This window comes from Kribbella sp. NPDC055071, assembly GCF_053608045.1.
The window spans coordinates 210,073-233,278 of record NZ_JBSGUS010000016.1; the positions used below are offsets into that span (position 1 = coordinate 210,073).

Here is a 23,206-nt window from a genome sequence, read left to right on the forward strand (position 1 = left end):
CTACACTTACTTCCCACTGTCCATCATGTGGGAAGGCCCGCCTTACCTCGAGACGCTCACGGCTTGATCCCGCGGAGGCCGAGCGTGGTGCTCACGAGCCGGTCGCGGAGGCCGGCGGGCAGGATCGTGAGAACGGCGAAGGTGCGGGCGTCACCGACGGCGTAGCGACGCTTCGGCCGCCGCGCCTCGACAGCGCGGACGATGACCTCGGCGACCTTCGCCACCGGCCCTGGCTTGAAGCTCGCGCTGGCCTTCTCGTAGGCGGCGAGGTGCTGGCGGTAGAGGGCGACCCGATCGGTCTCGACCTGCTCGTGGGCCACCCGCGCGGCCTCGGCGGCCTTGCTGAAGATCGCCGTCTCGGTGGAGCCCGGCTCGATCACCACAACGGGAATGCTCCAGGCAGCCAGCTCCAATCGCAGCGCAGTCGAGAGCGACTCCAGCCCGGCCTTGCTGGCCGACAAGGCCCCGAGCAACGGAAGAGCGATCCGGCCGGTCGCCGCGCTCACATTGATGATCCGCCCCGCGCCGGCCCGGACCAGCGGCAGGAACTCGCGAACGACGGAAGCCGGGCCGAGCGTGTTCACCTCGAGCTGACGCCGCCACTCGTCCGCGGGCACCAACTCGAGCGGACCCTGCACGATCACACCGGCGTTGTTGATCACGGCGTACAGGCCGTCGACCTCCGCCGCGACCCGCTTGGCAGCCGCGGCAACACTCTCCGGATCCGCGACGTCCAGCGGTACCACCCGCACCCCCTCGCCGAAGGTGGCGCGCCCGCGGGCACCGGCGTACACGGTGAATCCGCGCCGTCGCAGCAACTCGACCGTGGCCATCCCGATCCCACCGGTCGCACCGGTGATGAGGACCGCCCGACTCTGCGTCATATCGACTCCCTTGATCATGAGGTTGGTCATGAGGTGTTCTATAGGACATGTCCCCAGGGACATGAACGAATATGCACGTGTCCGAGGGGACATGTCAAGATGCTTGCCGACGAGGCACGCAGTACGACGATCAAGGAGGCGGCATGTCGTTGCGGCACGGGCTGCTGGGGCTGCTCGCCGAGGGACCGGCCAGTGGGTACGACCTGGCCCGGCGATTCACGGAGGTACTGGGATCGATCTGGCCGGCCCAACACCCGAAGATCTACGCCGAGCTGGGCAAGCTCGCGGGTGAGGGCCTGGTCGAGGTCGAGAGCGAAGGTCCGCGTGGGCGGAAGGCGTACCGGATCACCGCTGCCGGCGTGGCCGAGGTGAAGCGCTGGCTGACCGAGGTGGACGTGGACCACACCATGCGGTTGCAGCCGCTGCTGCGGTCACTGTTCTTCTGGCTGATGGACGCCGACGATCTGCAACGGCACCTGGAGGCCGAGGCCGGGTACTACCGTCATCTGGCCGAGCAGTACCGGCTCGTCGCCGACGCCAAGGACCGCGGCGAGTACGGCTACAGCCCGCAGACGCAGTCCCTGCGAGTCACCGTCGAGGCCGGCATCCGCCTCTACACAGCGCTCGCGGACTGGGCCGACTGGGCTCAGACGGTCCCACCGGCCAAAGAGAAGTAGAAATGCCGGAAGGCCGGCCGAGCGGATGCTCGACCGGCCTTCCGTAGTGGTACGGCGTTACTTGGTACCGAAGACCTGGATCTCGGTCATGTCGGTGAACGAGCAACCGCTGGTGGTCGAGCCCGGGCAGGTGGTCGAGAAGTTCGGCACCTGGGGGCTGAGCATCCAGAAGCGGACGTACTGGACACCGGTCGCGTTGCCGCTCGGGGCCAGCAGGTTGTACTTGCCCTGGTTGGCGGTGGTGAAGGTGCCCTCCTGAGCGGTGGCCCAGGTGGTGCCGTCGGCCGAGGTCTCGATCCGGTACTGACCGGTCGAGGCAGTCCCCGAGTCGCCGCAGGTCGCCGACGGGTCGACGTTGAACCCGGTGACGGTCACCGTCGCCGGCAACTTGATGTCGACGTGCTTCGGGATCATCGTGCCGGTCGGATTGCCGTCGTCGTCTCCGGTGGTGCTGCCCCAGCCGGTGCCCTGGGCGTTGTCGATCGCACCGCCCGGACCACAACCGAAGTCGCTGTAGTCCGGTCCGTTGAAGCCGGCGACCGTTCCGCCGCCGGAGGCCGATGCCCAGTTGCGCCGCGGGACGAAGTTGGCCGCGCTGCCCGCCTTCACGGTGACCGGCTGGACGACGAGTTCGTAGCCCGGCGCGGACACGACGACCTTCGGGTAGGAGCCCGGAGCGACACCGGTGATGGTGTACTTGCCGGCCGCGTCGGTCGAACCCGCGTAGTCACCCGCGTAGCCGGACGAGTGCCCGCCGATGTAGACGAGCGCGCCGGCCACCGGAGCACCGGTGTCCTTGTCCTTGACCGTGCCGGTCAGGGTCGTGGTCGCGCCTGTCGGCGGCTTGTGGAAGTCCTCGGCCGGGTAGGGGTCGCCGCCGTCGACGACACCGGCGTACCAGCCCATGCCGCGGTTGGCGAAGACCTGCCAGATGATGCCGGCGTTCTTGCCGCCGCTGGCGACCAGGTCGGCCTGCACGATCGCGTTCCGCATGTCGAGCATGGTCGGGTCGGACGGCGACAGCTCCATCGCGCGGGTGATGATGCTCAGCGCGTAGCTGCGGCCGAAGCGCTCCCGCAGGTCCCACAGCGTCTGTGCCCAGACCTCACCGGAGGCGTGCACCTCCGGGCGGCCGCCGATGGTCGGGAAGTCGGCGTAGGTGTAGCCGCCCTTCGAACCGTCGGGCTGGATGCAGTTCGGGCTGACCGCCTTCACGCGGCAGTCGATCGCCTGGGTCCGGAACAGGTCCCCGTGGGAGACGTACTTGCCCTCGAGCACCTCACCCGGTGCGGTCGTGTCCTTCTCCAGACCGTGCGAGACCAGGTAGTCCATCGCGTAGAAGTCGCTCCACGCCTCGCCCATCGAGCCGGCCTGGATGCTGTTCAGCGTGTTGTTGCCGGTGGCATCGATCACGAGCCGGCTGGAGAGGCCGTGGGTGTACTCGTGGTACAGGATGCTGGCGTCGTTCGCGCCGCTGGCCGGGACCCACGGCTCCTGCGCGTCGGACTTGCCCGGCGAGTGCCACAGGTACATCTGCATGGTCGGCGAGGTGCCGTCCGGCGGCGTACCCATGTTCGCGTTGTCGTCGTGGTTGGCGTCCGGGCCGCCGTTGGCACCGGTCGCCGCGCCGTCGAGCGCGTTCAGGTGCACCGGGTCGCCGCCCGCGGCGTCGAAGGAGCCCGCCGCCGGGGTGAAGCTGATCGGCGGCTTGGCCAGCCAGTCGTGGAAGTTGCTGGCCAGGTAGAACGCGTTCGTGACGTCCTGGTTCAGGTTCGTCCGCCAGGACGTCGGCTTGGCCGGGTCCCAGGTACAGATGAACGCGGCCGAGCAGAACGACGAGGAGTTCTGGAACGGAACCAGCTTGTACTCGCCGCCGGTCGCGGTGCCGGGCACCTTGACCGTCTCACCGGTGTTCGGCAGGTTGTCGTCGTTGATGTCGGCGAAGGCCGCGACCGACGTACCTTCCAGCAGGGTCTTGGCGTTCTTCGGCAGCCACTTGTTGTAGATCAGGTTCTCGACCCGTTGCGTACCGCCCTTGGGTGCGCCCGGGTAGTTGTCCTGCACCAGCGCGTCGCCGTTGCCCTCGGCAATCAGGTCCTTGCGGTACAGCAGGCTGCCGGTCGCGGCGTCGATGACGTGGTTGTAGATCTTCGCGTTCCCGGCGTTGACGTAGGTCAGCCAGCCCTTGCGCAGCCCGTCGGCGGTGTGGAACCACACCTGCTTGGCGGTGTCGCCGTTGCTCCACGTCGTGCTGACACCGGCGGTCTTGGCGGTCGCCGTGTTCAGCTTCGCGTCGACGTCCTCGGCGGCCGCCGTCCGCGCACCGTCGGCGGTGACCTGCGGCGCGGCCTCGGCCGACCGGGTCTGGGCCTGGGCAGTGAGTCCGGCCACGGGCGAGCCCATGATCGAGATCAGCTGGCCGTTCTTGGTGACGTTGGACTTCAGGCCGTTGCCGAACACCTCGATGCCGTCGACCACCTGCGACCAGAACACGTGGTGCGTGCCGAGGTCGTCGACGTAGTCCTTGCGCAGCTTCAGCGTGGTCAGGTCGGCGGTGGAGAGCTTGAAGACCTCCGGGTGCGCCTTCACGTAGTCCAGCGTGATGTCCGCGGCCTTCTTGGCGCTCTTGCCGGTCAGGAATCCGTCCAGCTTGGTCACCTGAGCCGGGGTCCCGGTGTTCGGGTCCAGCTCGACGACACCCTGGGTGCCGAGCGAGTTGCGGAACTTCTCCGAGGCCGCGCTCTCCTTGCCGGCCACCTTGGCGGACCGGGCGTAGGTGGTCTTGGCACTGGGCGTCCGGGCGTCGTAGTTGCCCTTACGGTCCTTGCTCGCGGGTGTATCGGTCTGGGCGGCCTTGGCCTTGCCTGTGGGCGGGCCAGCGGTCGGCGCCGCATTCGCGCCACTGGCGGCGGTCACAGCCAGCACAGTCGCGGCGGAGACGGCGGTGACGGCCAGGAGCCCCCGCCCTCTGCGTGATGTTGTCACAGCAAAATCTCCAGGGAGTCGTGTCTGCGGATCGCCCTCCACGACCCGTCCGAGGGCCGACCCTAAGCCTGCGCGAGCTCTCGGGGAAGGGAAATCACCGGAATGCCGTAGGGACGAGGGTTGTCCTTCGTGCCCGGAACAGTACTAGGAGCGACAGGAGAATGGTCGCACCCAGCCAGCATCCGGCCGCGCTGAGTGTCGTCGTGCCGGGATGCGCGATCGACTCACCCCGCTGGGCCTGCCAGGTGACCAGCCACATCAGGGCTGCGTACGACGCCGTACCGACGAAGACGAAGGCGGTCCGGAGGCCCTCGGGCCGCAGCGCGGGGAACCGGCGAGCCAGCAGCACGAGGCCGAGGGCAAGCAAGGGGATCGCCTGCAGCGCGTGCACGCCGAGGAAGTGACCGATCCGCAGGTCGCCGCCCTCGGTGCTCCAGCCGGTGATCGGCAGACCGGCGCCACCGTCCTCGACACCGACGGAGTGCGAGCCGAAGTGCAGTTCCTTCCCGGTTGCGGCGGTTTCGGCCTGCTGAGCCGGGGTGGCGCGAAACATCAGGGAGCCGAGCAACATGCCGAAGAGCGTCGTACCGAGTGCGAGCCGAATGCTCCACCGCAACGCCCGGTCACCGGGCCTGTCGAACAGCAGCTGTACGGCGACGACGAACACGGCCGCCCACACGATGTAGATGGCCGTCGCCATGATGTTGTGGATCATGGCATCGCTCGGTGTCGACATGTTGAAGTGCAACTGCCGGCCTCGGAACACGACTTGGAGCATGATCAGCACCATCTCGGTGGCGATCCCGGCGGCGACGATCGTGCCCATCCACCAGCCGACCCGCCGCGCCCGCCGTTGCAGGGACAGCATCCAGGCGAGGGTTCCGCAGTACAAGGCCAGGCTGATCGCGAACTTCAGCGGCTTCATCCAGATCGGGTGACCGAGCAGGACCCGGTCGTCGAAGAGTGCGCCGAGAATCGTGACCGGGACCAGCGCGGCGAGTGCGATCGAGACCCACAACAGCGGGCGGTGCAGGCGATTTGTCATACACCTGATCCTCAGCATCGGCATGCTGTGAATCAGGAGCGTCAGAACCACCTCAGCCGGTGGTGCTCGACCTACCCTGACCGAACCCTGATGAACGGGCGGGCCCCAATCGCGGTAGGGGTCCGCCCGTTCGCTGGCAGGGCTTCGGCGTCAGACGGCAGCCGCTAGAAAGCGGAGGCGCCGTTCGGGGTGCCGAGGCCGGTCGGGCCGTCCCAGCCGGCGCGGGCGTTGCACCACTGGGTTGTCGGGCAGGAACCGTTGCTCCCGCTCGTCACGTCGAACAGCGAGCTCGCGTGCCCGTACGGCAGCGCGTTCGCGTAGCCGGCGGTGTTGCCGGACAGCGCGTAGACCGAGGCGATGATCGGCGCCGCCTCACTCGTCCCGCCGAACTGCGCCCACGTCGACGCCGTCTTGCTGGTCGGGTAGTAGATCGCCATCCCGCCCTTCGACGGGTCGGCCGCCGCGGAAACATCGGCCATTGCGCGCTTCGAGCAGCCGGTGCCGAACGACGAAGCCGCACTCAGTGCGGTGTTGTACGTCGAGCAGCCTGAACCGGCACCGCTCCATACCGTCTCGCTCCACCCACGGGAGTTGCTGGCGGCAACGAGCGACGTACCGCCGACGGCGGTCGTGTACGACGAGGACGCCGGGTAGCTGCCGCCCTGGTAACCGTCGTCACCCGTGGATGCGGTGACGGCGATGCCCGGGTGGTTGTAGTACTTGCCGTACGTCGTGTCGGACGCGTCGCCACCGCCGTAGCTGTTGGAGATGGCAACGACCCCGGCCTGCTTGGCCGCGGTCTGCACCGCGGTACCGAGGTCGGCGAAGCTGGCCGAGTTGGCCTGGACGACCACGATCTTCGCGTCCGGAGCCGCGGCCGAGACCGCGTCGACGTCGAGGGCCTGTTCACCGGCCCAACCCACGTCGAACGTCGGCAGCGTCGTACCGCCGGTCTGGTTGATGACCCGCAGGCAGCCGTTCGCCGTGGTGCAGGCGGCGATGCCGAACTGGGAGCGGTAGACGCCGAGGTCGCGCTCCAGGTTCGGGTAACCGTAGGCGTCGACGATGGCGACCGTACGGCCGCCGGCGCTCAGCCCGTTGAGCTTGTACGCGTCGCGCAGCCCGGACGGCGTGAGCCCGGTCGACGGCGGTGCACTGGCCGCCGGCGCGAAGCCGGAAGCGTCGACCAGCTTCACCGCGTTGCACGTCGCGGTGTGTGCGGCCTTGGTGGTCGAGCACACCCGACTGGCGTGCTTTCCGGCGGTGTACGACGGGGCGGCGGTTGCCCCGGGGACGGATGATGCCTGTGCGGTCATTCCTTGCGCGGTCAGCCCAGCGACGGCTATTGCGCCGACACCCAGGGCGGACACGAGAATCCGTTGCCTCACGGGACTCCTCGAGTTTTGGGCAGACCTCCGCTCCCTCGTAAACCGTGCGTCGGGGGCGGAGACCGGCGTGGGGTGGGTGTCGAAATCGTCCGCCCGGCAGGCAATCCGAAGCCAGCGATCCGTCCCCTGACATCTGTCATGGGTGCACCCATGACATCTGCCCGATCGGGCCGAATTTTCCCCGCCCTGACGGGCCTAGAAGGCGCTCGCCGCCCGATGAAGGATTCCCCCTGTGTTTGCCACGTCACTCTACGTCCCCACCCCGGGAAACCCTTGGCCCACCAGATCCCACCCCTCTACCGTCGAGCCATGACGCTGGCCGACCACGCAAACGCCTTGCAGGCCGAGGCACACGAACTGTTCGAACAGCTTGACCTGCAGTCGGCCTTTCCCTGGCAGCCGGTGCTCATCGGCAGCGCCTTGTCCGGCCTCATGGTCACCCGCGACCTCGACGTCATGTTCGACGCACCCGACGCCACAGCTGCGTCGGTGCTGGAAGGCCTGACGACGATCGCCCAGCGGGTCGAGCTTCGAAGCATCGACTTCGGTGACGAGCGGGACGATCGGCGCCCTACCCCGGCGATCACCGACGAGCGGCTCTACGCCGTACTGCACTCCGATACCTGGAAGATCGATCTCACCTTCTGGCTGCACGTCGTCGACCGCCCGCATGTTGCCCACGCGCTTCGCGTGAAAGCGGCAACCGAGGAGCAGCGTCTGCGGATCCTGGCGCTCAAGACAGAGCACCCCGACCGGGACAGCTCGGAGATCTACGCTGCCGTGCTGAGGTGACGGCGTACAGGGCAGGGAAGAGTGCCGGCCGTCCGGCAACGCCACCGGACGGTCGGCACTCGCTTTCAGAGGAGTCCTAGTGCCTCGGACTCCTGGTCGGTGAAGAGACGGGAGCGGATCAGGAAGCGGATGCCCTCGGGGGCCTCGACCGAGAAGCCGCTGCCGCGACCCTTCACGACGTCGACGGTGAGCTGGGTGTGCTTCCAGTACTCGTACTGGTTCGCCGACATCCAGAAGCCGATCGGCTGGTCCAGGCCGTCGACGACCAGATCACCCAGATGCACGTCCGCCGCGCCCGTTCGGAACTCTCCGTCCGGGTAGCACATCGGCGAGCTGCCGTCGCAGCAGCCACCGGACTGATGGAACATCAGCGGACCGTGCACCTCGGTGAGACGACGCAACCAACCCGCCGCCTCGTCCGAGAGCAACACCTTCTCGACGACCATGATCAGAAGAACCCGAGCTTCGTCGGGCTGTAGCTGACCAACAGGTTCTTGGTCTGCTGGTAGTGGTCGAGCATCATCTTGTGGTTCTCCCGGCCGATGCCGGAGTTCTTGTAACCACCGAACGCGGCGTGCGCCGGGTAGGCGTGGTAGTTGTTCGTCCAGACGCGACCGGCCTGGATCTCCCGCCCGGCCCGGTAGGCCGTGTTGATGTCGCGCGACCAGACGCCCGCGCCCAGACCGTAGAGCGTGTCGTTGGCGATCTTCATCGCGTCCGCGTAGTCGTCGAACTTGGTCACCGAGACGACCGGACCGAAGATCTCCTCCTGGAAGATCCGCATCTTGTTGTCGCCCTCGAAGATCGTCGGCTTGACGTAGTACCCGCCGCTGAGGTCGCCACCCAGCTCGGCCTTCTCGCCACCGGTGATGACCTTGGCGCCCTCGGCCTTGCCGATGTCGATGTAGGACAGGATCTTCTCGTACTGGTCGTTGCTGGCCTGTGCGCCCATCATCGTGTCGGTGTCGAGCGGGTTGCCCAGCTTGATCGCCTCGGTCCGCGCCCGCGCGTCACCGAGGAACTGGTCGTAGATGGACGACTGGATCAGCGCCCGGGACGGACACGTGCAGACCTCGCCCTGGTTGAGGGCGAACATCGTGAAGCCCTCCAACGCCTTGTCGTAGAAGTCGTCCCGGCTGGACGCGACGTCGGCGAAGAACACGTTCGGGCTCTTGCCGCCGAGCTCCAGGGTGACCGGGATGATGTTCTCCGACGCGTACTGCATGATCAGGCGCCCGGTCGTGGTCTCACCAGTGAACGCGACCTTGGCGACTCTGTTGCTCGAGGCAAGCGGTTTGCCGGCCTCGACACCGAACCCGTTGACGATGTTGAGCACACCCGGCGGGATCAGGTCCGCGATCAGCTCCATCAGGACGTGGATGGAGGCCGGTGTCTGCTCGGCGGGCTTCAGTACGACGGCGTTGCCGGCCGCCAGCGCGGGGGCCAGCTTCCAGGTCGCCATCAGGATCGGGAAGTTCCACGGGATGATCTGCGCGACCACGCCGAGCGGCTCGTGGAAGTGGTAGGCGATCGTGTCGTCGTCGATCACCGAGACCGAGCCCTCCTGGGCCCGCAGCGCGCCGGCGAAGTAGCGGAAGTGGTCGACCGCCAGCGGCATGTCCGCGGCCAGTGTCTCCCGGACCGCCTTGCCGTTGTCCCACGCCTCGGCGACCGCGAGCATCTCGAGGTTCGACTCGATCCGGTCGGCGATCTTGTTCAGGATGTTCGCGCGCTCGGCCGGTGACGTGCGTCCCCAGCCCGGCGCGGCGCCATGCGCGGCGTCGAGGGCCGCCTCGACGTCTTCCGACGTACCGCGAGCGATCTCGGTGAAGTTCTCGCCGGTGATCGGGGTCGGATTCTCGAAGTACCCGCCCTTGACCGGCGGCACCCATTCGCCACCGATGAAGTGCTCGTAGCGCGATTTGTACGTGACCGGGCTGCCATCTTGCCCGGGAGCTGCGAAGATCGTCATAGGTCCTCCTTGACCTGGACGGGTGGACCGGAATCTAACCGGCGCTACGTTGCACGGACGTTGCATGTGACAGGCACCGCGAAGTGAGGCGCGATGGATGCGAAGGAGCAGGCGCACCGGCTCAGTGAGCTGTACGACGAGGTGCTCAGCGGCGACGCCCGCACGACCGGGTCTCCGCGTGCGCTGGTCGCCGCGTCGTGGCAGCGTTCGCTCGCCGCCGCCGTCGATCCCGAGCTCGACGCGCCGCCGGTCATCGTCGACCACGACATGCTCGAGTCGATCCGCGAGCACCACCCGCTGCGCGCGGTCCTGCCGGTGCTGCGGCAGACGCTGACGACGATCGCCGACGAGGCGTCGCACATCATGATCATCACCGACGCGCAGGGGATGATCCTGTGGCGCGAGGGTTCGTCGGAGGTGAAGCGCCAGGCCGACCAGATCGCTTTGTCCGAAGGCGCGCTGTGGTCCGAGGACCAGATCGGCACGAACGGCATGGGTACGTCGCTCGCCGTCGGAGCACCCGTGCAGATCCATTCGGCCGAGCACCTGGTCCGTCGCATTCATGAGTGGACGTGTGCGGCGGCGCCGGTCCACGACCCCGATACCGGCAAGCTGCTCGGCGCGGTCGATGTCTCGGGTCCGCTCCGCACGGTCCATCCCGCGATGGTCGTGTTGGTGACTGCGGCCGCTCAGCTGGCCGAGGGGCAGCTGCGGGTTCGGATGGCCGCGGCCGACGAGATGCTGCGGGCTCGCAACATGCGGCACCTGATGGCGTTGGGCGACGCGCCGGGCGCGCTGCTCACGCCGAGCGGGCGAGTGCTCGCCGTACAACCGCTTGAATGGTTACCGAACCGCCTCGTGCTTCCTGATGGCGCTGACCGGATCGACCTCGGTGATGGACGTGAGGGTCTGATCGAGCCGCTCGACGAGGGTTATCTGCTGCGCATCCCAGGGACGCCGGTACGACGCAGTCGGCCCTCGCTCCGGCTCAAGCTGCTCGGCGCCGGCCAACCGATCGCGGTCGTGGGTGGGCGCGAGATCGCGCTGACGTTGCGGCGAGCCGAAGTGCTCGCACTGCTCCTACTGCATCCGGCCGGGCTCACCGCCGAGCAGCTGATGCTGCAGTTGTACGGCGACGAAGGCAACCCGACCACAGTCCGCGCGGAGATGCACCGACTGCGGAATGTCCTGGGCGGCGGCGTACTCGACACCAAGCCCTACCGGATCATCGCGGACGTCACCGGCGACGTGACCGACGTACAACGCGCGATCCGCGACGGCCAGCTGACCGCCGCCCTCGACCTGTACGCCGGCCCCCTGCTGGCTCGATCGGATGCGCCGGCATTGCGCGCCGAACGCGACGAACTCGACGCGACGCTCCGCCGAGCCGTCCTCGATACCGACGACCCCGAGCTCCTGTGGCGCTTCGCCCAGACCTCCACCGGCGCCGAAGACCGCGAGATCTTCGAGTCCCTTGCCACCGATCTCCCACCCACCGACCCCCGCCGCCCTGCCGTCTCCGCCCGCCTCAACCGCCTGGTCGAGTGACCCCGCGCTGTCCTTACTCTCGGTGGACTTCTGTTTCCCGGTCCCTAGGAGTCGCGCATGAGGTCGATCACCGCTGAGGCTGCCGGTCCCGTGATGGTCGAGGTGCTGTTGCACGGGCGGAACGGGATCATCCGGGTCGAGGTCGACCCGGAGATCGAACGCGCCGAGCTCGAGGTGCGGACGGCAGACGCGAGCGGCCCGTCGGCGGCGGCGATCGCGGACGGTGTGGTGGCCTGGAGTCCGGACGTTCGGGACGAGCCGGTTCGGACGAGCACGCCGTCGCACGAGTTGTCGGAGCTCGATCGGGAGCCGAACCCATGGGCCGGTCGGCTGGTCGTGCAGGTGCAGACGCCGGACGTCGATCCGCGACTGGGCTCGCGGGTTGAGGTCGTCGCGCGGGTCCCGCTGGGTTCCGGTGTGGATGTCGACACCGATCATGCGGACGTCGACGTGGTGCTGCCGGGTGGGGTCGATTCCGACGGTCTGCAGGGCGCGGCCGAGGTGAACGTCGTCTCCCAGGGCGGCGAGGTGCGGGTCGCGAAGGCCGACAAGATCTACGCCGAGGGTCCGGCGTACGCCTGGATCGGTCAGTCGGCGGATGTCCAGATCGCGATGGACGAAGGCAAGGTCGACATCGGGCAGGTGACCGATCGGCTGACAGTGCGGGCACGGCAGGCCGATGTGACGGTTGGGGACGCGGCCGGCAACTACAGCCTGGTGGACGTGCAGGGCGGGGACATCACGGCCAACGTCTCCGGGTACGGCGAGCACACCTTCACCACTGGAAACGGCCTGGTGACGGGGACCACCAGCACAGCGGCGAAGATCACCGCGAAGGACTCTCGCGGGCCGGTCGAGCTGCGCAACCAGCGCACTGCGACAAGCGAAGCAGGCGCCGAGGCCGCAGGCGGCCGGGGTGCAGCGAGCGGCGCAGGTGCAGGTGCGGCGAGCGGTGCCGCGGCGAGCGGCGCAGCTGCAGGTGCGGCAATTGCTGCCGCACCGGCGGGGCCTGCGGACGTTGCGGTCACCGTGGCGGTGCAAGCGGCGGCCACGGCCGCCTATCGGTCCGGATGGATCGCTCGGCACGAAGGCACCGGCGACCGGCTCGAGGATGCGCTGGTCGGCGACGGACCCTCCGCCTTCCTGCACGAGATGTACACCCGCGGCTGGGACGACCGGAACAAGCAGACCGACTCCGAAGTAGCCGCCGTACTCGCGGCTTCGGCGGGCAAGGCCGCGGAGGCAAGTCAGCCGGCTGCCACGAAACCTGCCCCGCGGACCACGCGTTCGGGCGGCATCGCGCGCGGCTGACGCAGTACGCACCGAGGTGTACCCACCGGGGTGTGATGCAACACGCGGGCGTGATGATGGCCGCATCGACATGACTGACGAGTAACCGACCAATAACATCGCTGGTATGCAGATCCTTGCCATTGTCGTATCGCTCGCGGTTGCGCTGGTCGGTGTCGCGTTGTTCGGCAAGACGATCGGGCACATGGTGTCCGTCATCAAGCTCGGCCAGCCATCGAGCCGGACCGACCACCCGGGGCAGCGCACCGCGACGCTCGCCAAGGAGTCGCTGCTGCACACCCGGATGTTGCAGTGGAGCCACATCGGCGTACTGCACTGGTTCGTCGCGTTCGGTTTCATCGGGCTGTTCCTCAGCCTGGTGACGGCGTTCGGGCAGCTCTTCGACGCGCACTGGGTGTTGCCGGTGATCGGCCACTGGTTCGTCTTCGAGTGGGTCAGCGAGTTCCTCACCTGGACCGGTCTGGTCTCGATCCTCGGCCTGATGGCGATTCGGCTGCGCAACCTGCCGCGCGGCGAGAAGGGCCGCTACAGCCGGTTCTTCGGCTCGACCGCCTGGCAGGCGTACTACGTCGAGTACACGATCCTCGGCGTACTGATCTGCATCCTGCTGCTGCGCGGCCTGGAGTACGAGCTGAGTGGCGCCTCCAGGTTCCATTTCCCGTCGACGTTCTTCGTCGGCGACGGGTTGTTCGGCAGCCTCTCCCCGCACGGCCTCGAGAACACGATCTACCTGGTCGCGATGATCAAGATCCTGATCTCGTTCGCCTGGATGATCACGATCTCGCTGAACGCGACGATGGGCGTGGCCTGGCACCGGTTCACCGCCTGGCCGAACATCTGGTTCAAGCGCAAGGCCGACGGAGGTACGGCGCTCGGCGCGCTGCAGCCGATCATGGTCAAGGGCGAGCCGATCGACTTCGAGAACATCGAGGAGCTCGACGAGGACGCGGCTCTCGGTGTCGGCAAGCTCGAGGACTTCACCTGGAAGGGCCTGCTCGACTTCACCACCTGCACCGAGTGCGGCCGGTGCCAGTCGCAGTGCCCGGCCTGGAACACCGAGAAGCCGCTGTCCCCCAAGCTGATCATGATGGGTCTGCGCGAGCACGCGTACGCCAAAGCGCCGTACCTGCTGGCGAGCAGCGACGATGACCGCAAGTCGCTCCCGGAGCTGGTACTCGCGGAACAGGACAAGCCACTCGTGGGTCCCGCGGACGTCGCGGTCATCGACGAGGAAGCGTTGTGGGCGTGCACCTCGTGTGGTGCGTGCGTGCAGCAGTGCCCGGTCGACATCGAGCACGTCGACGCGATCATGGACATGCGCCGCTACCAGGTGCTGATCGAGTCGTCGTTCCCGTCCGAGCTCAACGGACTCTTCAAAGGCCTGGAAAACAAGGGCAATCCGTGGAACATGAACCCGTCGGGCCGGATGGACTGGGCCAAGGGTCTGCCGTTCGAGGTCAAGCAGGTCGGCACTGACGTCGAGACGCTGGCCGAGGTCGAGTACCTGTTCTGGGTCGGCTGCGCCGGCGCCTTCGAGGACCGCGCGAAGAAGACCACGCAGGCGGTTGCCGAGCTACTCAACATCGCCGGCGTTTCGTTCGCGGTCCTCGGTGACGGCGAGACGTGTACCGGTGACCCGGCCCGTCGGGCCGGCAACGAGTTCGTCTTCCAGCAGCTCGCGATGCAGAACGCCGAGGTCTTCAAGGAGACCGGAGCGAAGAAGGTCGTCTCCACCTGCGCGCACTGCTTCAACACGTTGAAGAACGAGTACTCCCAGCTCGGTGTCGAGCTCGACGTCATCCACCACACGCAGTTGCTGAATCGCCTGGTCCGCGAGGGCAAGCTGACCCCGGTCGCTCCGGCCGACAGCACGCTCAACGGGCAGAAGATCACCTACCACGACCCGTGCTACCTGGGTCGGCACAACCAGGTGTACGACGCTCCCCGCGAGCTGCTCGACATCATCCCCGGCGCGGAGTTCGCCGAGATGCCGCGCAACCAGACCAAGTCGTTCTGCTGTGGAGCCGGCGGTGCGCGGATGTGGATGGAGGAGAAGATCGGCAGCCGGATCAACCTGAACCGCACCGACGAGGCCGTCGCCACCGGCGCCGACAAGATCGCGACCGGCTGCCCCTTCTGCCGCGTCATGCTCTCCGACGGCCTCACCGCAAAACAGGCCGACGGCACAGCCCGCGAAGAAGTCGAAGTCCAAGACGTAGCCCAACTCCTCCTAGCCTCAGTCAAAAGAAGCTAATCGGGTTCTTGTCACGGATGTGGCGGGTTGAGCGAACACCGCTTCGCGGCCTGGGGAACTGTCCTAGCGGACTCCAGGCACTCATCAACCGCGAACTCCGCCCTGCCCGGGCGAGGTCGTGCGCGTGGGCAGGTGTTCAACGGGCTGGTTGATGAGTGGTGCCGGACCGCTGTCCTCTTGGCGGACACGTTGCTTGGCTAACTGCAAATAGCTGCAAGGCTCTTTCGCTTCAGGTGGTCCAGACCATAAGATCCGACGGCTTGGGTTGCCTGGGGAGGAATTGGCACGATGAAGGTTCGCGTGGCTGTGGTCGTGGTACTGCTCGTGCTCGGTCTGGTCGGGTGCGGTGGCCAGGCGCAACCCACCGGGTACCGGCCTTCGGCTGCGCCGGTGGAGCAAACGACCGCCGCGCCGCTCAAGGCGGTCGCGCACCTCACCCGGGACACCCTCGTCCCCGCGATGAGTACCGCCCTGACCAGGCAGAAGTCCTGGCGCATCGTCTCCACGATGTGGGTGACGACCAGCGGTGTCACTGTATTCACGGCGAACGGAGTACAGACCGCGAAGCCGCTCGCGATGTCCATGGACGTCTCGGGCCGGCTCATCGGCGGCAAGCCGGCCAAGGTGATCCTCGTCGGCAACGCGCTCTACGTCTCGGTGCCGGGCGTAACTCCGGCCGGCAAGTACGTGAAGGCGAAGGGAGCACAGGCCGCTCAGCTTCACTCAATGCTTCAGGGTGGCAATCCGACTGACCTGTTCGCGTCGCTGCGGTCAGTCACCACCGTGACGTACGACGGCACCAGGACGCTCGGCGGGAAGAAGCTCGAGGCCTATGTCGCCACGGTCGACACAGTGAAGGCCCTGAAGGCCATCGGTCAGACGGTCCCGGCCGGCACCCCGAAGACGATCGACTTCGAGATCTTGCTGGACTCGGCGCGCCTGGTCCGCGAGCTGAGCTACACAGCCTCGGGCCTGACCATGAAGACCACGATCACCGACTACAACCAGCCGGTCCACATCGCCGCGCCGCCCGCGAGCAAGGTCGTGGGCTGAGACCGGATTCGGTCACTTCACGCTGATGGGTGGGAAATTCTCGTAATCTGACGTTAGCCAGGTAGCTACTTACCTGTCGCGGAAGTGATGGCGTCGGATGATCGAGTGGGCGGGTGCCGATGAGTAGTACGCGACGAAGCTTTCTGACCGTCACCGGGGCCGCGGCCGCGCTGGCGCTCGGCGGGAGCCTGCCCGAGATCGAGTCGGCTGCGGCCGGCTGGACCGGGCGGCCCGATCGCCGGGACCCGTTCACGCTCGGCGTCGCCTCGGGTGATCCGTTGCCCGACGCGGTGGTGATCTGGACCAGGCTCGCACCCGAGCCGCTGGCGCCGTTCGGAGGGATGGACCGGCGCCCGGTGGACGTGCAGTGGCAGGTCGCCGAGGACGAGCACTTCCGCCGCGTCGTCCGCCACGGCGAGACCAAGGCCCGCCCGGAATCGAGTCACTCGGTGCACGTCGACGTACGAGGTCTGCGTCCTTGGCGGCACTACTGGTACCGCTTCCGCGTGAACGGGCGCTACAGCCCGGTCGGTCGGACCAAGACCGCACCGGCTCCCGACGCGAATCTGTCGGAGTTGTCGCTGGCCTTCGCGTCCTGCCAAGCGATCTGGGAGGGCTGGTACACGGCGTACGCCGACCTCGCCAAGCGCGACCACGACGTGGTGTTCTTCCTCGGCGACTACATCTACGAGTTCGGTATCGACCGCGGGATCCGGCCGGACTCCAACGAGCCGTACAACACGCAGCAGACCGTGACCCTGGACGAGTATCGCCAGCGGTACGCGGCGTACAAGCTCGATCCGGACCTGCAGCGGGCACACGCGGTCGCCCCTTGGATCGTGACGCTCGACGACCACGAGGTGGTCGACAACTGGGCCGACGAGGCCCATCCGAGCGCACCGCCGGCGCAGTTCCTGGTACGACGAGCGAACGCGTTCCGCGCGTACTGGGAACACATGCCGCTGCGGTTCGCGCAGTTCCCGATAGGCCCGGACATGCAGCTCTACCGGCGGATCCGGTACGGACGGCTGGCCGAGTTCAGCGTGCTCGACACCCGGCAGTACCGGTCGGACCAGGCGTACGGCGATGGCACGAAGGCGCCCGGCCCCGAGACCGCCGACCCGGCCCGGACGATCACCGGCGACGCGCAGGAGAAGTGGTTGCTCGACGGGTGGACGGCGTCACAGTCGCGCTGGAACGTGATGGCACACCAGACCGCGATCGCACGACTCGACACCAAGGACGGTCCCGGCGTCCTGGTCCCGATGGACACCTGGGACGGGTACGAGGCGTCGCGCAATCGCGTACTCGGCGGCGCCGCGCAACGCAAAGTCCGCAACCTGGTCTCGATCGCGGGCGACCTGCACCGCAGCGTCGCCTCGGACCTCAAACTCGACTTCACCGATCAGGCGTCCGCGACCGTCGGCGCCGAGTTCGTCGGTACGTCGATCTCGTCCGGCATCGACGGGATGGACCTCGACCCCGGTGGGCTCACGCTCCTGAAGGAGAACCCACACATCAAGTTCGGCAACTTCCAGCGCGGATACGTCAGCTGCAGCATCACACCGCAGCAGTGGGTCTCCGACTACCGCGTGGTCGACAAGGTCTCGGTCAAGAACGGCACCGTCAGCACCCGCGCCAAGCTCGTCGTCGAAGACGGCCACCCGGGCATCTCGGAGGTACAGCGATGAAGATCCGCTGGCAGTCGGCGACCGGCTTCGGCGCCGCGCTGGCGGCGACCCTGCTCGCCTCCAGTTCAATGCCCCAGGCAACCAACAGCCACCCGGCGACGGACGTTCAGGTCTCGGTCACCCCGCAGGAGCTCAGCGTTGTCGGACTGCCCTGCTTCCCCGGCAACCTGAACCTCACGATGACCAACACCGGCAGCCAGAACCGGTTCGCCGACCTGACGCTGGACAAGACCGGTCCGCTCCAGCTGTCCCGGCAACTCTTCTCCTCCTGGCTCCCTGCCGTCGACCCCGACCAGCCGGTCTCCGCACCCGTCGAGGTCCGGGTCCCACGCGACACCACGCCCGGCAACTACCGGATCAATCTCGAGGTTGACCGCTCGCGACTGACCGTCCCGGTGACCGTGAATCCCCTGCCACCCAAGGGATCCGGGGACAACCTGGTCCTCGGCGAGCAGGCGGTCGCGTCCTCGACCCATGGCAACTTCTTCCTCTGTGGCGCGGTCGACGGCGACAAGGACTCCGAGCACTGGGACACCCTGACCGGCTGGAACGATGGCACCCGCGCGGTCTTCCCTGACACGTACGACGTCACGCTTTACCAGCCCGCAACCGTCAGCCGAGTCGAGCTCTACACGCTCGACTCGGCCAAGTACCCGGCGAAGGGCTTCGGCCTCCGGGACTGGGACGTCCAGGTCCAAACCAACGGCTCCTGGCAGACCGTGGCCCAGGTCCGCGGCAACACCGCCGGCCACGTCACGTCCACTTTCGCGCCCACGCAAGCCACGGCGGTCCGCATCCTCTGCCTCGACGGCAACGACCACACCTACTCCCGGATCGTCGAGCTCGAGGTCTACTGAGCCACGCTCTAATGCAGGTATGAGGCTCCGTTGAAGTCGAGGACCGCACCGCTCGACCAACCCGCCTGGGGTGACGCGAGCCAGTAGACGGCGTCCGCGACCTCCTCAGCCGTGGCCGTCCGGTTGAACGGGCTCTGAGCCCGGATCGCATCGCCTCCTGGGCCGGCCAACACCGGTCCGGCCATGTCGGTGGCGATGAATCCGGGCGCAATTGACGTCACCGTGATGTCAAAGGGTGCCAACGAGACGGCCAGCGACTGTCCCAACGCGTGCAATCCGGCCTTGGAAGCGCCGTACGCGGGCACATCAGGCTCCCCGCGGTACGCTCCACGCGACCCGACATTGACGATCGCGCCCCGTCGTACGCCCTCTGCGGGCTCCTTGTCGAGCATCTGGCGAGCCACACACCAGGTGACGTGCGCGGCCCCTTCCAGGTTCACTGCGAGGGTACGACGCCATGCCGCCACCCACTCGTCGTACGACGACTCCGCCAGCGGATGCCCGATCCGTCGGGACCCTCCGACCGGCTCGTCCACGAAGAGTGCGGCGTTGTTCACCAGCACATCGATCCGCCCGAGCACGGCGGCTGATTCCTCAACCAGGGCAGGGATTGCGGCCGCATCACCAAGGTCCGCCGCGACCACCGCGTGGCCGTCTCCGGGCAGCGTGGACCGAACCTCCTCGGCCCGGTCGACCGCTCCCCGGCAATGCAGCACGACACGGTCGCCGGCCTGCGCGAAGGCCCGCGCGGCAGCCGCGCCGACTCCCCTGGACGCACCTGTGACGAGCACTCCTCTGGACACGTTTTCTCCTGTCGTCGACGGACCTCCATTCTGCCGGTGCCGCCACCATGACGACACACTGACATCAAAGAAGGTTGACAGTGACGTCACGATGACGTCATAGTTCTGGCTATGGAACTTGACCACTATCTCGAATCGGTCCGGCGGAGCGTTGAGAACGCCACCGCCCTGGCCGACGACCAGACTCGCTCCGTGGCCCAGCGCCTCGGAGCCACGCTGGATGACGCGGGCCGCCTGGCCCTCATCTCAGCCCTGTCCGACGCTGCCGGGGAGATCAGCCGTGAGCTGTCCCCCGGTTCGGTCGAGCTCCGGATGGCCGGTGGCCGTCCCGAGTTCGTGGTCACGCCGGCTCCGAGCCAGCTGACCGGTCCGGACGAGACCGACGAAGACATCGACGAGACCGGCAGCGATGTCGCCGACCAGCTCACGCTGGACGCCGACGAGCCGACCGCGCGGATCACCCTGCGGCTGCCGATGTCGGTGAAGAACAAGGTGGACGAAGCCGCCGACGCCGAGGGCATCTCCTCGAACGCGTGGCTGATGCGCACCGTGATGACCGAGCTGAGCGAGGGAGCCCGCGGTCGCCGCGGAGGCCCGCGCCCGCCCCGGCCCCCGCGGTCGCCGCGCGGTGGAGTCTTCGGACCCGACGGACCGCTCGGCCCCAACGGCCCGCTCGGACCCGACGGAGTCTTCGGACCGGACGGTGTGTTCGGCCCCGGTGGACCCTTCGGCGAGGACGGCGTCTTCGGTGACGACCGCGGCCGGCGTGGCCGGGGCGACCGGGAGCGCCGGCGCGACGAGCGCGAGCGGCGCCGTGACGACAGCGAACGCCGCCGCGACGAGCGCCACCGCGGTGGCAACGGACGCGGCCCCGGCCAGCAGATGAACGGATGGGTCCAATGAGCGGCTTCCAGTACGTCGACGACGAGAACGAGCGGATCGACCGGGTCCGGATCGACATCGGCGCCGGCAAGGTCGAGATCTTCCCGAACGACGGCGCCGAGACGGCGGTCACCGTGGACGTCGACGGCCCCGAGGAGGGCATCGTCTTCAGCGTCGAGAACGGCGAGCTGATCGTCGAGGGTCCCCGCAACACCCGCGGCCGCGGCCCCGAGATCGAGGTCCGGATCAGCACTCCGGCGACGCTCGAGGCCCGGATCAAGACCGGTTCCGGTGACATCGAGTCGCGGATGCCGTTGAGTACGGCGCGGCTCTCGACCGGCTCCGGCGATGTCCGGATCGAGCGGGTCGAAGGCGATCTCGGCGTCAGCACCGGTAGCGGCGACGTGAAGGTCGACCAGGTCGGCGGCGCGGTCCGCGCCAGTACCGGCTCGGGATCGATCGACATCGCCGAGGCCGGCGACGCGGTCGGGCTGAGCACCGGCTCCGGTGACGTCCGGATCGGCGACGTGGCCGGACCGGCATCGATCAAGGTCGGCTCGGGTGACATCACCGTCGAGCGGATCCGCGACCACTCGGTCGCCACCTCCGGCTCCGGCGACGTGAAGGTCGAGATCGCCGACGGGCCGAGCGTCCAGGCCGAGACGGCCCGCGGCGATGTCCAGATCGGGGTTCCCGACGGCATCCCGACGTACCTGGACCTGAAGACCGTCACCGGGCGGATCCGGTGCGAGCTGGAGCCCGGCGACAAGCCGGCCGAGGGCGACCGCACGCTGACGCTGCGGGCCCGCACCGTCTCCGGCGACATCACCGTTCTCAAGGTCTGACACCAGCACCACGCCAGCAGGTCCCGCCGGCCACGCGCTCGGCGGCGGGACCTGGGCGAAGCACTGCCTGGAACCGGCCTGAACAGCACTGCCTGGAACAGGCCCGACAGCACTGCCTGAAACAGCTCATCCAGCACGGGGACACACCGAGGGAGCAAGCTCATGATCACCGAACACCAAGAGATCGCACGCTACCGAGTCGCCGAGCAGGTGCGGGCCGCCGAGGTCCGGGCCCAGCTCCGCGACCGCAAGCAGACCGGTACCACCGGACCGCGGCACGGCCTCGCCACCGCGCTCCGCCAGCTGGCCGACCGCCTCGAGCCCGCCTCCCGGCGGCTCACCGAACCGCAGGTCCAGCCCCAGCCGCAGGGCCGCCATCGTGGGACCGGACTCTCGGTCGTCCGATGAACGGCGTACCACTGACCGGCCCGGCCGCCGCGGTGATCGGTCTGCTGCGGCGGCTGGGTCTGGTGAAGGCTGCAGCTTGATGCAACCCCTGTGGATAACCGTGATCGGGACCCGGCAACACTGCTAGGTTCTCAAGCGATCACTTCGGTTCACTTGGGGAGAAGAGCAACGATGCAGCGTCCGACAGCCAAGGCCGTCGCCACCGCAGCCACACTGCTCGTCCTGCTCGCCGGTTGCGGCGGCAACGACGACAAGAAGAATTCCGAGTCGGGATCCGACAACGGCGGTGAGTCCAACAGTTCACCCACGCCGTCGACTCCGACGGCACCGTCCTTCGACCCGCCGAAGGCGTTCACCGTCGCGAACGCGTATCCCTCGGCCGAATACCAAGGCCGCTCCACGCTCGACAAGGCCCAGCCGAGTATCTCCGGCCAGGTGGTGCTGGTCGGCAGCTATGCCGGGCTCGCCGGCCACGACGTCGCCAACCCGAACAACTCCTGGATGGTCCCGTCGAAGACGGCCGACACCACCACGGTGAACGAAGCGGCCCCGCCGATCGCGGTCAAGGTCGATGGCAAGGACGCGGCGTTGGTCGCGTACGCCCAGACCGACAAGGGCAACGGCACGCAGAAGCCGAAGGGCCTGGTCGTCATCCAGTGGATCGACGTGATGACCGGCAAGAAGATCGCCGAGATCTCCACGCCGGTGAGCACGGTGGAAGGCCAGGGCACCGGCAACCTCGGCACCCCGCGCCTGACGAACGTGGCGTACGACGCGGAGACCGGCCAGGTCGCTGTCGGTGCGGTCGCCGAGGGCAGCACCACGGTGAAGGCCAACGACATGGCGGTGTTCGCCGACCCGAAGACGCAGAAGGCGACGATCGTGCCGGGCATCGACCCGGCTGCCGTGCACAACGGTGTGATCGTGGGTGCGAAGGGCCAGCAGGCCGACAGCGCCACCGACGGCACGATGGTGCTCGCCGACGGTCCGAGCGGGAAGATCACGAAGCAGGTCCCGTTGAAGCTGGCCTACTTCACGCCGCTCGCCGGCACCGCCAAGTACGGGTACTTCTACGGCATGAAGTACATCGACTACGGCGAGGGGATCAAGACCGAGTCCATCTACGCGGTCGATCTGTCGTCCGGCGCGATCGTGCAGGCGACGCCTGGGGTCCAGTCCGAGGAGATCGGCGGCGGCGGCTACACCTGCTTCGCGGACCATGCGACGTCGGTGGTCTGCACCGACGGCAAGGAGCTCATCGGCCTCGACGACACCACCGGCAAGAAGGCCTGGGGCTTCAACGACAAGTCCGGCGGCCGTATCGTGCCTGACCTGACCGCAGCCTTCCACGGCGTCGTGTACGCGAAGACCGAGGCACAGCCGGTGCTGCTCGACGCGAAGACCGGCCAGGACCTGCCGAGCGCAGCCCCGTCGGGCACCCCGAGCCCCGGCGGCTCGCCGTCGTCCAGCGACACGCCCACCTCCGGTGACACGCCGAGCTCCGGTGATTCCCCGTCGGTCGGTGACTCGTCGTCCCCCGGGAACGGTGATGCCGGCCTGACCCTCTTCGACGGCAAGCAGCAGTCGCCGACGGCCGTCTCGCCGTACGGAGGCGTCTACCGGCAGGAGCGAGTCGGCTACGACCAGATGGACATCGAATCGATCGCCATCTACCTCAAGCCGACCGCCTGAGTCGGCAAGGAAGGGGCCCGGGATGACGGCGGGTTCACGTGGTCGTCGCAACACCTCGATTTGAGGAGTTGCGGCGGCCATGTCGTTTGTGGAGGATTTTGAGTGTCACGGTGGTGCGT

General features: G+C 67.8%; 19 protein-coding genes. 12 read left to right on the forward strand and 7 right to left on the reverse strand.

What is annotated here, in order from left to right; genetic code table 11:
* Positions 1 to 56: 56 nt before the first annotated feature.
* Entirely contained in the window at positions 57 to 884 is an 828-nt protein-coding gene (locus ACWF4Z_RS26175; RefSeq protein ID WP_452245782.1) for an SDR family NAD(P)-dependent oxidoreductase, read from the reverse strand.
* 143 nt (positions 885 to 1,027) lie between these two features.
* Here ACWF4Z_RS26175 and ACWF4Z_RS26180 point away from each other — a divergent pair, with 143 nt between their 5' ends.
* Complete coding sequence (locus tag ACWF4Z_RS26180; protein WP_452245783.1) at positions 1,028 to 1,561, forward strand: helix-turn-helix transcriptional regulator; 534 nt, start codon at positions 1,028 to 1,030, stop codon at positions 1,559 to 1,561.
* 57 nt (positions 1,562 to 1,618) lie between these two features.
* Here the strand turns inward: ACWF4Z_RS26180 and ACWF4Z_RS26185 are convergent, their stop codons facing one another.
* From ACWF4Z_RS26185 to ACWF4Z_RS26195, 3 genes are all read right to left on the reverse strand, one after another.
* Positions 1,619 to 4,546: a M36 family metallopeptidase gene (locus ACWF4Z_RS26185; protein WP_452245784.1), complete on the reverse strand. Its 2,928-nt coding sequence runs from the start codon at positions 4,544 to 4,546 to the stop codon at positions 1,619 to 1,621.
* Positions 4,547 to 4,640: 94 nt separating this feature from the next.
* Entirely contained in the window at positions 4,641 to 5,591 is a 951-nt protein-coding gene (locus ACWF4Z_RS26190) for a hypothetical protein (protein ID WP_452245785.1), read from the reverse strand.
* A 164-nt stretch (positions 5,592 to 5,755) separates the two neighbouring features.
* Positions 5,756 to 6,979 carry a S53 family peptidase gene (locus tag ACWF4Z_RS26195; RefSeq protein ID WP_452245786.1) on the reverse strand — a complete coding sequence of 408 codons (1,224 nt, stop codon included), beginning with the start codon at positions 6,977 to 6,979 and terminating at the stop codon, positions 5,756 to 5,758.
* A gap of 309 nt (positions 6,980 to 7,288) precedes the next feature.
* Here ACWF4Z_RS26195 and ACWF4Z_RS26200 point away from each other — a divergent pair, with 309 nt between their 5' ends.
* Positions 7,289 to 7,771, forward strand: coding sequence for a hypothetical protein (locus ACWF4Z_RS26200; protein WP_452245787.1), 483 nt, complete (start codon positions 7,289 to 7,291; stop codon positions 7,769 to 7,771).
* A 65-nt stretch (positions 7,772 to 7,836) separates the two neighbouring features.
* Here the strand turns inward: ACWF4Z_RS26200 and ACWF4Z_RS26205 are convergent, their stop codons facing one another.
* Positions 7,837 to 8,217 (reverse strand): DUF779 domain-containing protein, encoded by a 381-nt coding sequence (locus ACWF4Z_RS26205; RefSeq protein WP_452245788.1) that lies wholly within the window; start codon positions 8,215 to 8,217, stop codon positions 7,837 to 7,839.
* Between the two features lie 2 nt (positions 8,218 to 8,219).
* Positions 8,220 to 9,743 carry an aldehyde dehydrogenase gene (gene adh / locus ACWF4Z_RS26210; RefSeq protein WP_452245789.1) on the reverse strand — a complete coding sequence of 508 codons (1,524 nt, stop codon included), beginning with the start codon at positions 9,741 to 9,743 and terminating at the stop codon, positions 8,220 to 8,222.
* A 93-nt stretch (positions 9,744 to 9,836) separates the two neighbouring features.
* On the opposite strand from adh, the gene ACWF4Z_RS26215 reads away from it, so the two are divergent.
* From ACWF4Z_RS26215 to ACWF4Z_RS26240, 6 genes are all read left to right on the forward strand, one after another.
* Entirely contained in the window at positions 9,837 to 11,291 is a 1,455-nt protein-coding gene (locus tag ACWF4Z_RS26215) for a GAF domain-containing protein (RefSeq protein ID WP_452245790.1), read from the forward strand.
* A 57-nt stretch (positions 11,292 to 11,348) separates the two neighbouring features.
* Positions 11,349 to 12,602, forward strand: a complete 1,254-nt coding sequence (locus tag ACWF4Z_RS26220; protein ID WP_452245791.1) for a hypothetical protein — start codon at positions 11,349 to 11,351, stop codon at positions 12,600 to 12,602.
* A 106-nt stretch (positions 12,603 to 12,708) separates the two neighbouring features.
* Positions 12,709 to 14,856 (forward strand): (Fe-S)-binding protein, encoded by a 2,148-nt coding sequence (locus ACWF4Z_RS26225; protein WP_452245792.1) that lies wholly within the window; start codon positions 12,709 to 12,711, stop codon positions 14,854 to 14,856.
* Between the two features lie 300 nt (positions 14,857 to 15,156).
* Positions 15,157 to 15,909: a hypothetical protein gene (locus ACWF4Z_RS26230; RefSeq protein ID WP_452245793.1), complete on the forward strand. Its 753-nt coding sequence runs from the start codon at positions 15,157 to 15,159 to the stop codon at positions 15,907 to 15,909.
* A gap of 119 nt (positions 15,910 to 16,028) precedes the next feature.
* On the forward strand, positions 16,029 to 17,600 hold the full coding sequence (locus ACWF4Z_RS26235) for an alkaline phosphatase D family protein (RefSeq protein ID WP_452245794.1): 1,572 nt from the start codon (positions 16,029 to 16,031) through the stop codon (positions 17,598 to 17,600).
* Positions 17,597 to 18,457 carry a galactose-binding domain-containing protein gene (locus ACWF4Z_RS26240; RefSeq protein WP_452245795.1) on the forward strand — a complete coding sequence of 287 codons (861 nt, stop codon included), beginning with the start codon at positions 17,597 to 17,599 and terminating at the stop codon, positions 18,455 to 18,457. The genes ACWF4Z_RS26235 and ACWF4Z_RS26240 overlap by 4 nt, the downstream gene beginning before the upstream one ends.
* 8 nt (positions 18,458 to 18,465) lie before the next feature.
* Here ACWF4Z_RS26240 and ACWF4Z_RS26245 read toward each other — a convergent pair whose 3' ends face one another.
* The gene (locus ACWF4Z_RS26245) at positions 18,466 to 19,260 is read right to left on the reverse strand and encodes an SDR family NAD(P)-dependent oxidoreductase (RefSeq protein WP_452245796.1); all 795 of its coding nucleotides are present in this window, start codon (positions 19,258 to 19,260) and stop codon (positions 18,466 to 18,468) included.
* Positions 19,261 to 19,371: 111 nt separating this feature from the next.
* Here ACWF4Z_RS26245 and ACWF4Z_RS26250 point away from each other — a divergent pair, with 111 nt between their 5' ends.
* From ACWF4Z_RS26250 to ACWF4Z_RS26265, 4 genes are all read left to right on the forward strand, one after another.
* Positions 19,372 to 20,163: a hypothetical protein gene (locus tag ACWF4Z_RS26250; RefSeq protein ID WP_452245797.1), complete on the forward strand. Its 792-nt coding sequence runs from the start codon at positions 19,372 to 19,374 to the stop codon at positions 20,161 to 20,163.
* Positions 20,160 to 20,987, forward strand: coding sequence for a DUF4097 family beta strand repeat-containing protein (locus ACWF4Z_RS26255; RefSeq protein WP_452245798.1), 828 nt, complete (start codon positions 20,160 to 20,162; stop codon positions 20,985 to 20,987). The genes ACWF4Z_RS26250 and ACWF4Z_RS26255 overlap by 4 nt, the downstream gene beginning before the upstream one ends.
* A 162-nt stretch (positions 20,988 to 21,149) precedes the next feature.
* On the forward strand, positions 21,150 to 21,395 hold the full coding sequence (locus ACWF4Z_RS26260) for a hypothetical protein (RefSeq protein WP_452245799.1): 246 nt from the start codon (positions 21,150 to 21,152) through the stop codon (positions 21,393 to 21,395).
* A 171-nt stretch (positions 21,396 to 21,566) separates the two neighbouring features.
* A complete protein-coding gene (locus ACWF4Z_RS26265) occupies positions 21,567 to 23,087 on the forward strand; it encodes a hypothetical protein (protein WP_452245800.1) in 1,521 nt (506 codons plus the stop codon).
* Positions 23,088 to 23,206 lie beyond the last annotated feature (119 nt).

Excerpts from the sequence above, each read along its gene's own strand:
- ACWF4Z_RS26175 (WP_452245782.1), bottom strand. The coding sequence starts at position 884 with ATGACGCAGAGTCGGGCGGTCCTCATCACCGGTGCGACCGGTGGGATC.
- ACWF4Z_RS26180 (WP_452245783.1), top strand. The coding sequence starts at position 1,028 with ATGTCGTTGCGGCACGGGCTGCTGGGGCTGCTCGCCGAGGGACCGGCC.
- ACWF4Z_RS26190 (WP_452245785.1), bottom strand. The coding sequence starts at position 5,591 with ATGACAAATCGCCTGCACCGCCCGCTGTTGTGGGTCTCGATCGCACTC.
- ACWF4Z_RS26200 (WP_452245787.1), top strand. The coding sequence starts at position 7,289 with ATGACGCTGGCCGACCACGCAAACGCCTTGCAGGCCGAGGCACACGAA.
- ACWF4Z_RS26205 (WP_452245788.1), bottom strand. The coding sequence starts at position 8,217 with ATGGTCGTCGAGAAGGTGTTGCTCTCGGACGAGGCGGCGGGTTGGTTG.
- adh (WP_452245789.1), bottom strand. The coding sequence starts at position 9,743 with ATGACGATCTTCGCAGCTCCCGGGCAAGATGGCAGCCCGGTCACGTAC.
- ACWF4Z_RS26215 (WP_452245790.1), top strand. The coding sequence starts at position 9,837 with ATGGATGCGAAGGAGCAGGCGCACCGGCTCAGTGAGCTGTACGACGAG.
- ACWF4Z_RS26220 (WP_452245791.1), top strand. The coding sequence starts at position 11,349 with ATGAGGTCGATCACCGCTGAGGCTGCCGGTCCCGTGATGGTCGAGGTG.
- ACWF4Z_RS26225 (WP_452245792.1), top strand. The coding sequence starts at position 12,709 with ATGCAGATCCTTGCCATTGTCGTATCGCTCGCGGTTGCGCTGGTCGGT.
- ACWF4Z_RS26235 (WP_452245794.1), top strand. The coding sequence starts at position 16,029 with ATGAGTAGTACGCGACGAAGCTTTCTGACCGTCACCGGGGCCGCGGCC.
- ACWF4Z_RS26240 (WP_452245795.1), top strand. The coding sequence starts at position 17,597 with ATGAAGATCCGCTGGCAGTCGGCGACCGGCTTCGGCGCCGCGCTGGCG.
- ACWF4Z_RS26250 (WP_452245797.1), top strand. The coding sequence starts at position 19,372 with ATGGAACTTGACCACTATCTCGAATCGGTCCGGCGGAGCGTTGAGAAC.
- ACWF4Z_RS26255 (WP_452245798.1), top strand. The coding sequence starts at position 20,160 with ATGAGCGGCTTCCAGTACGTCGACGACGAGAACGAGCGGATCGACCGG.
- ACWF4Z_RS26260 (WP_452245799.1), top strand. The coding sequence starts at position 21,150 with ATGATCACCGAACACCAAGAGATCGCACGCTACCGAGTCGCCGAGCAG.
- ACWF4Z_RS26265 (WP_452245800.1), top strand. The coding sequence starts at position 21,567 with ATGCAGCGTCCGACAGCCAAGGCCGTCGCCACCGCAGCCACACTGCTC.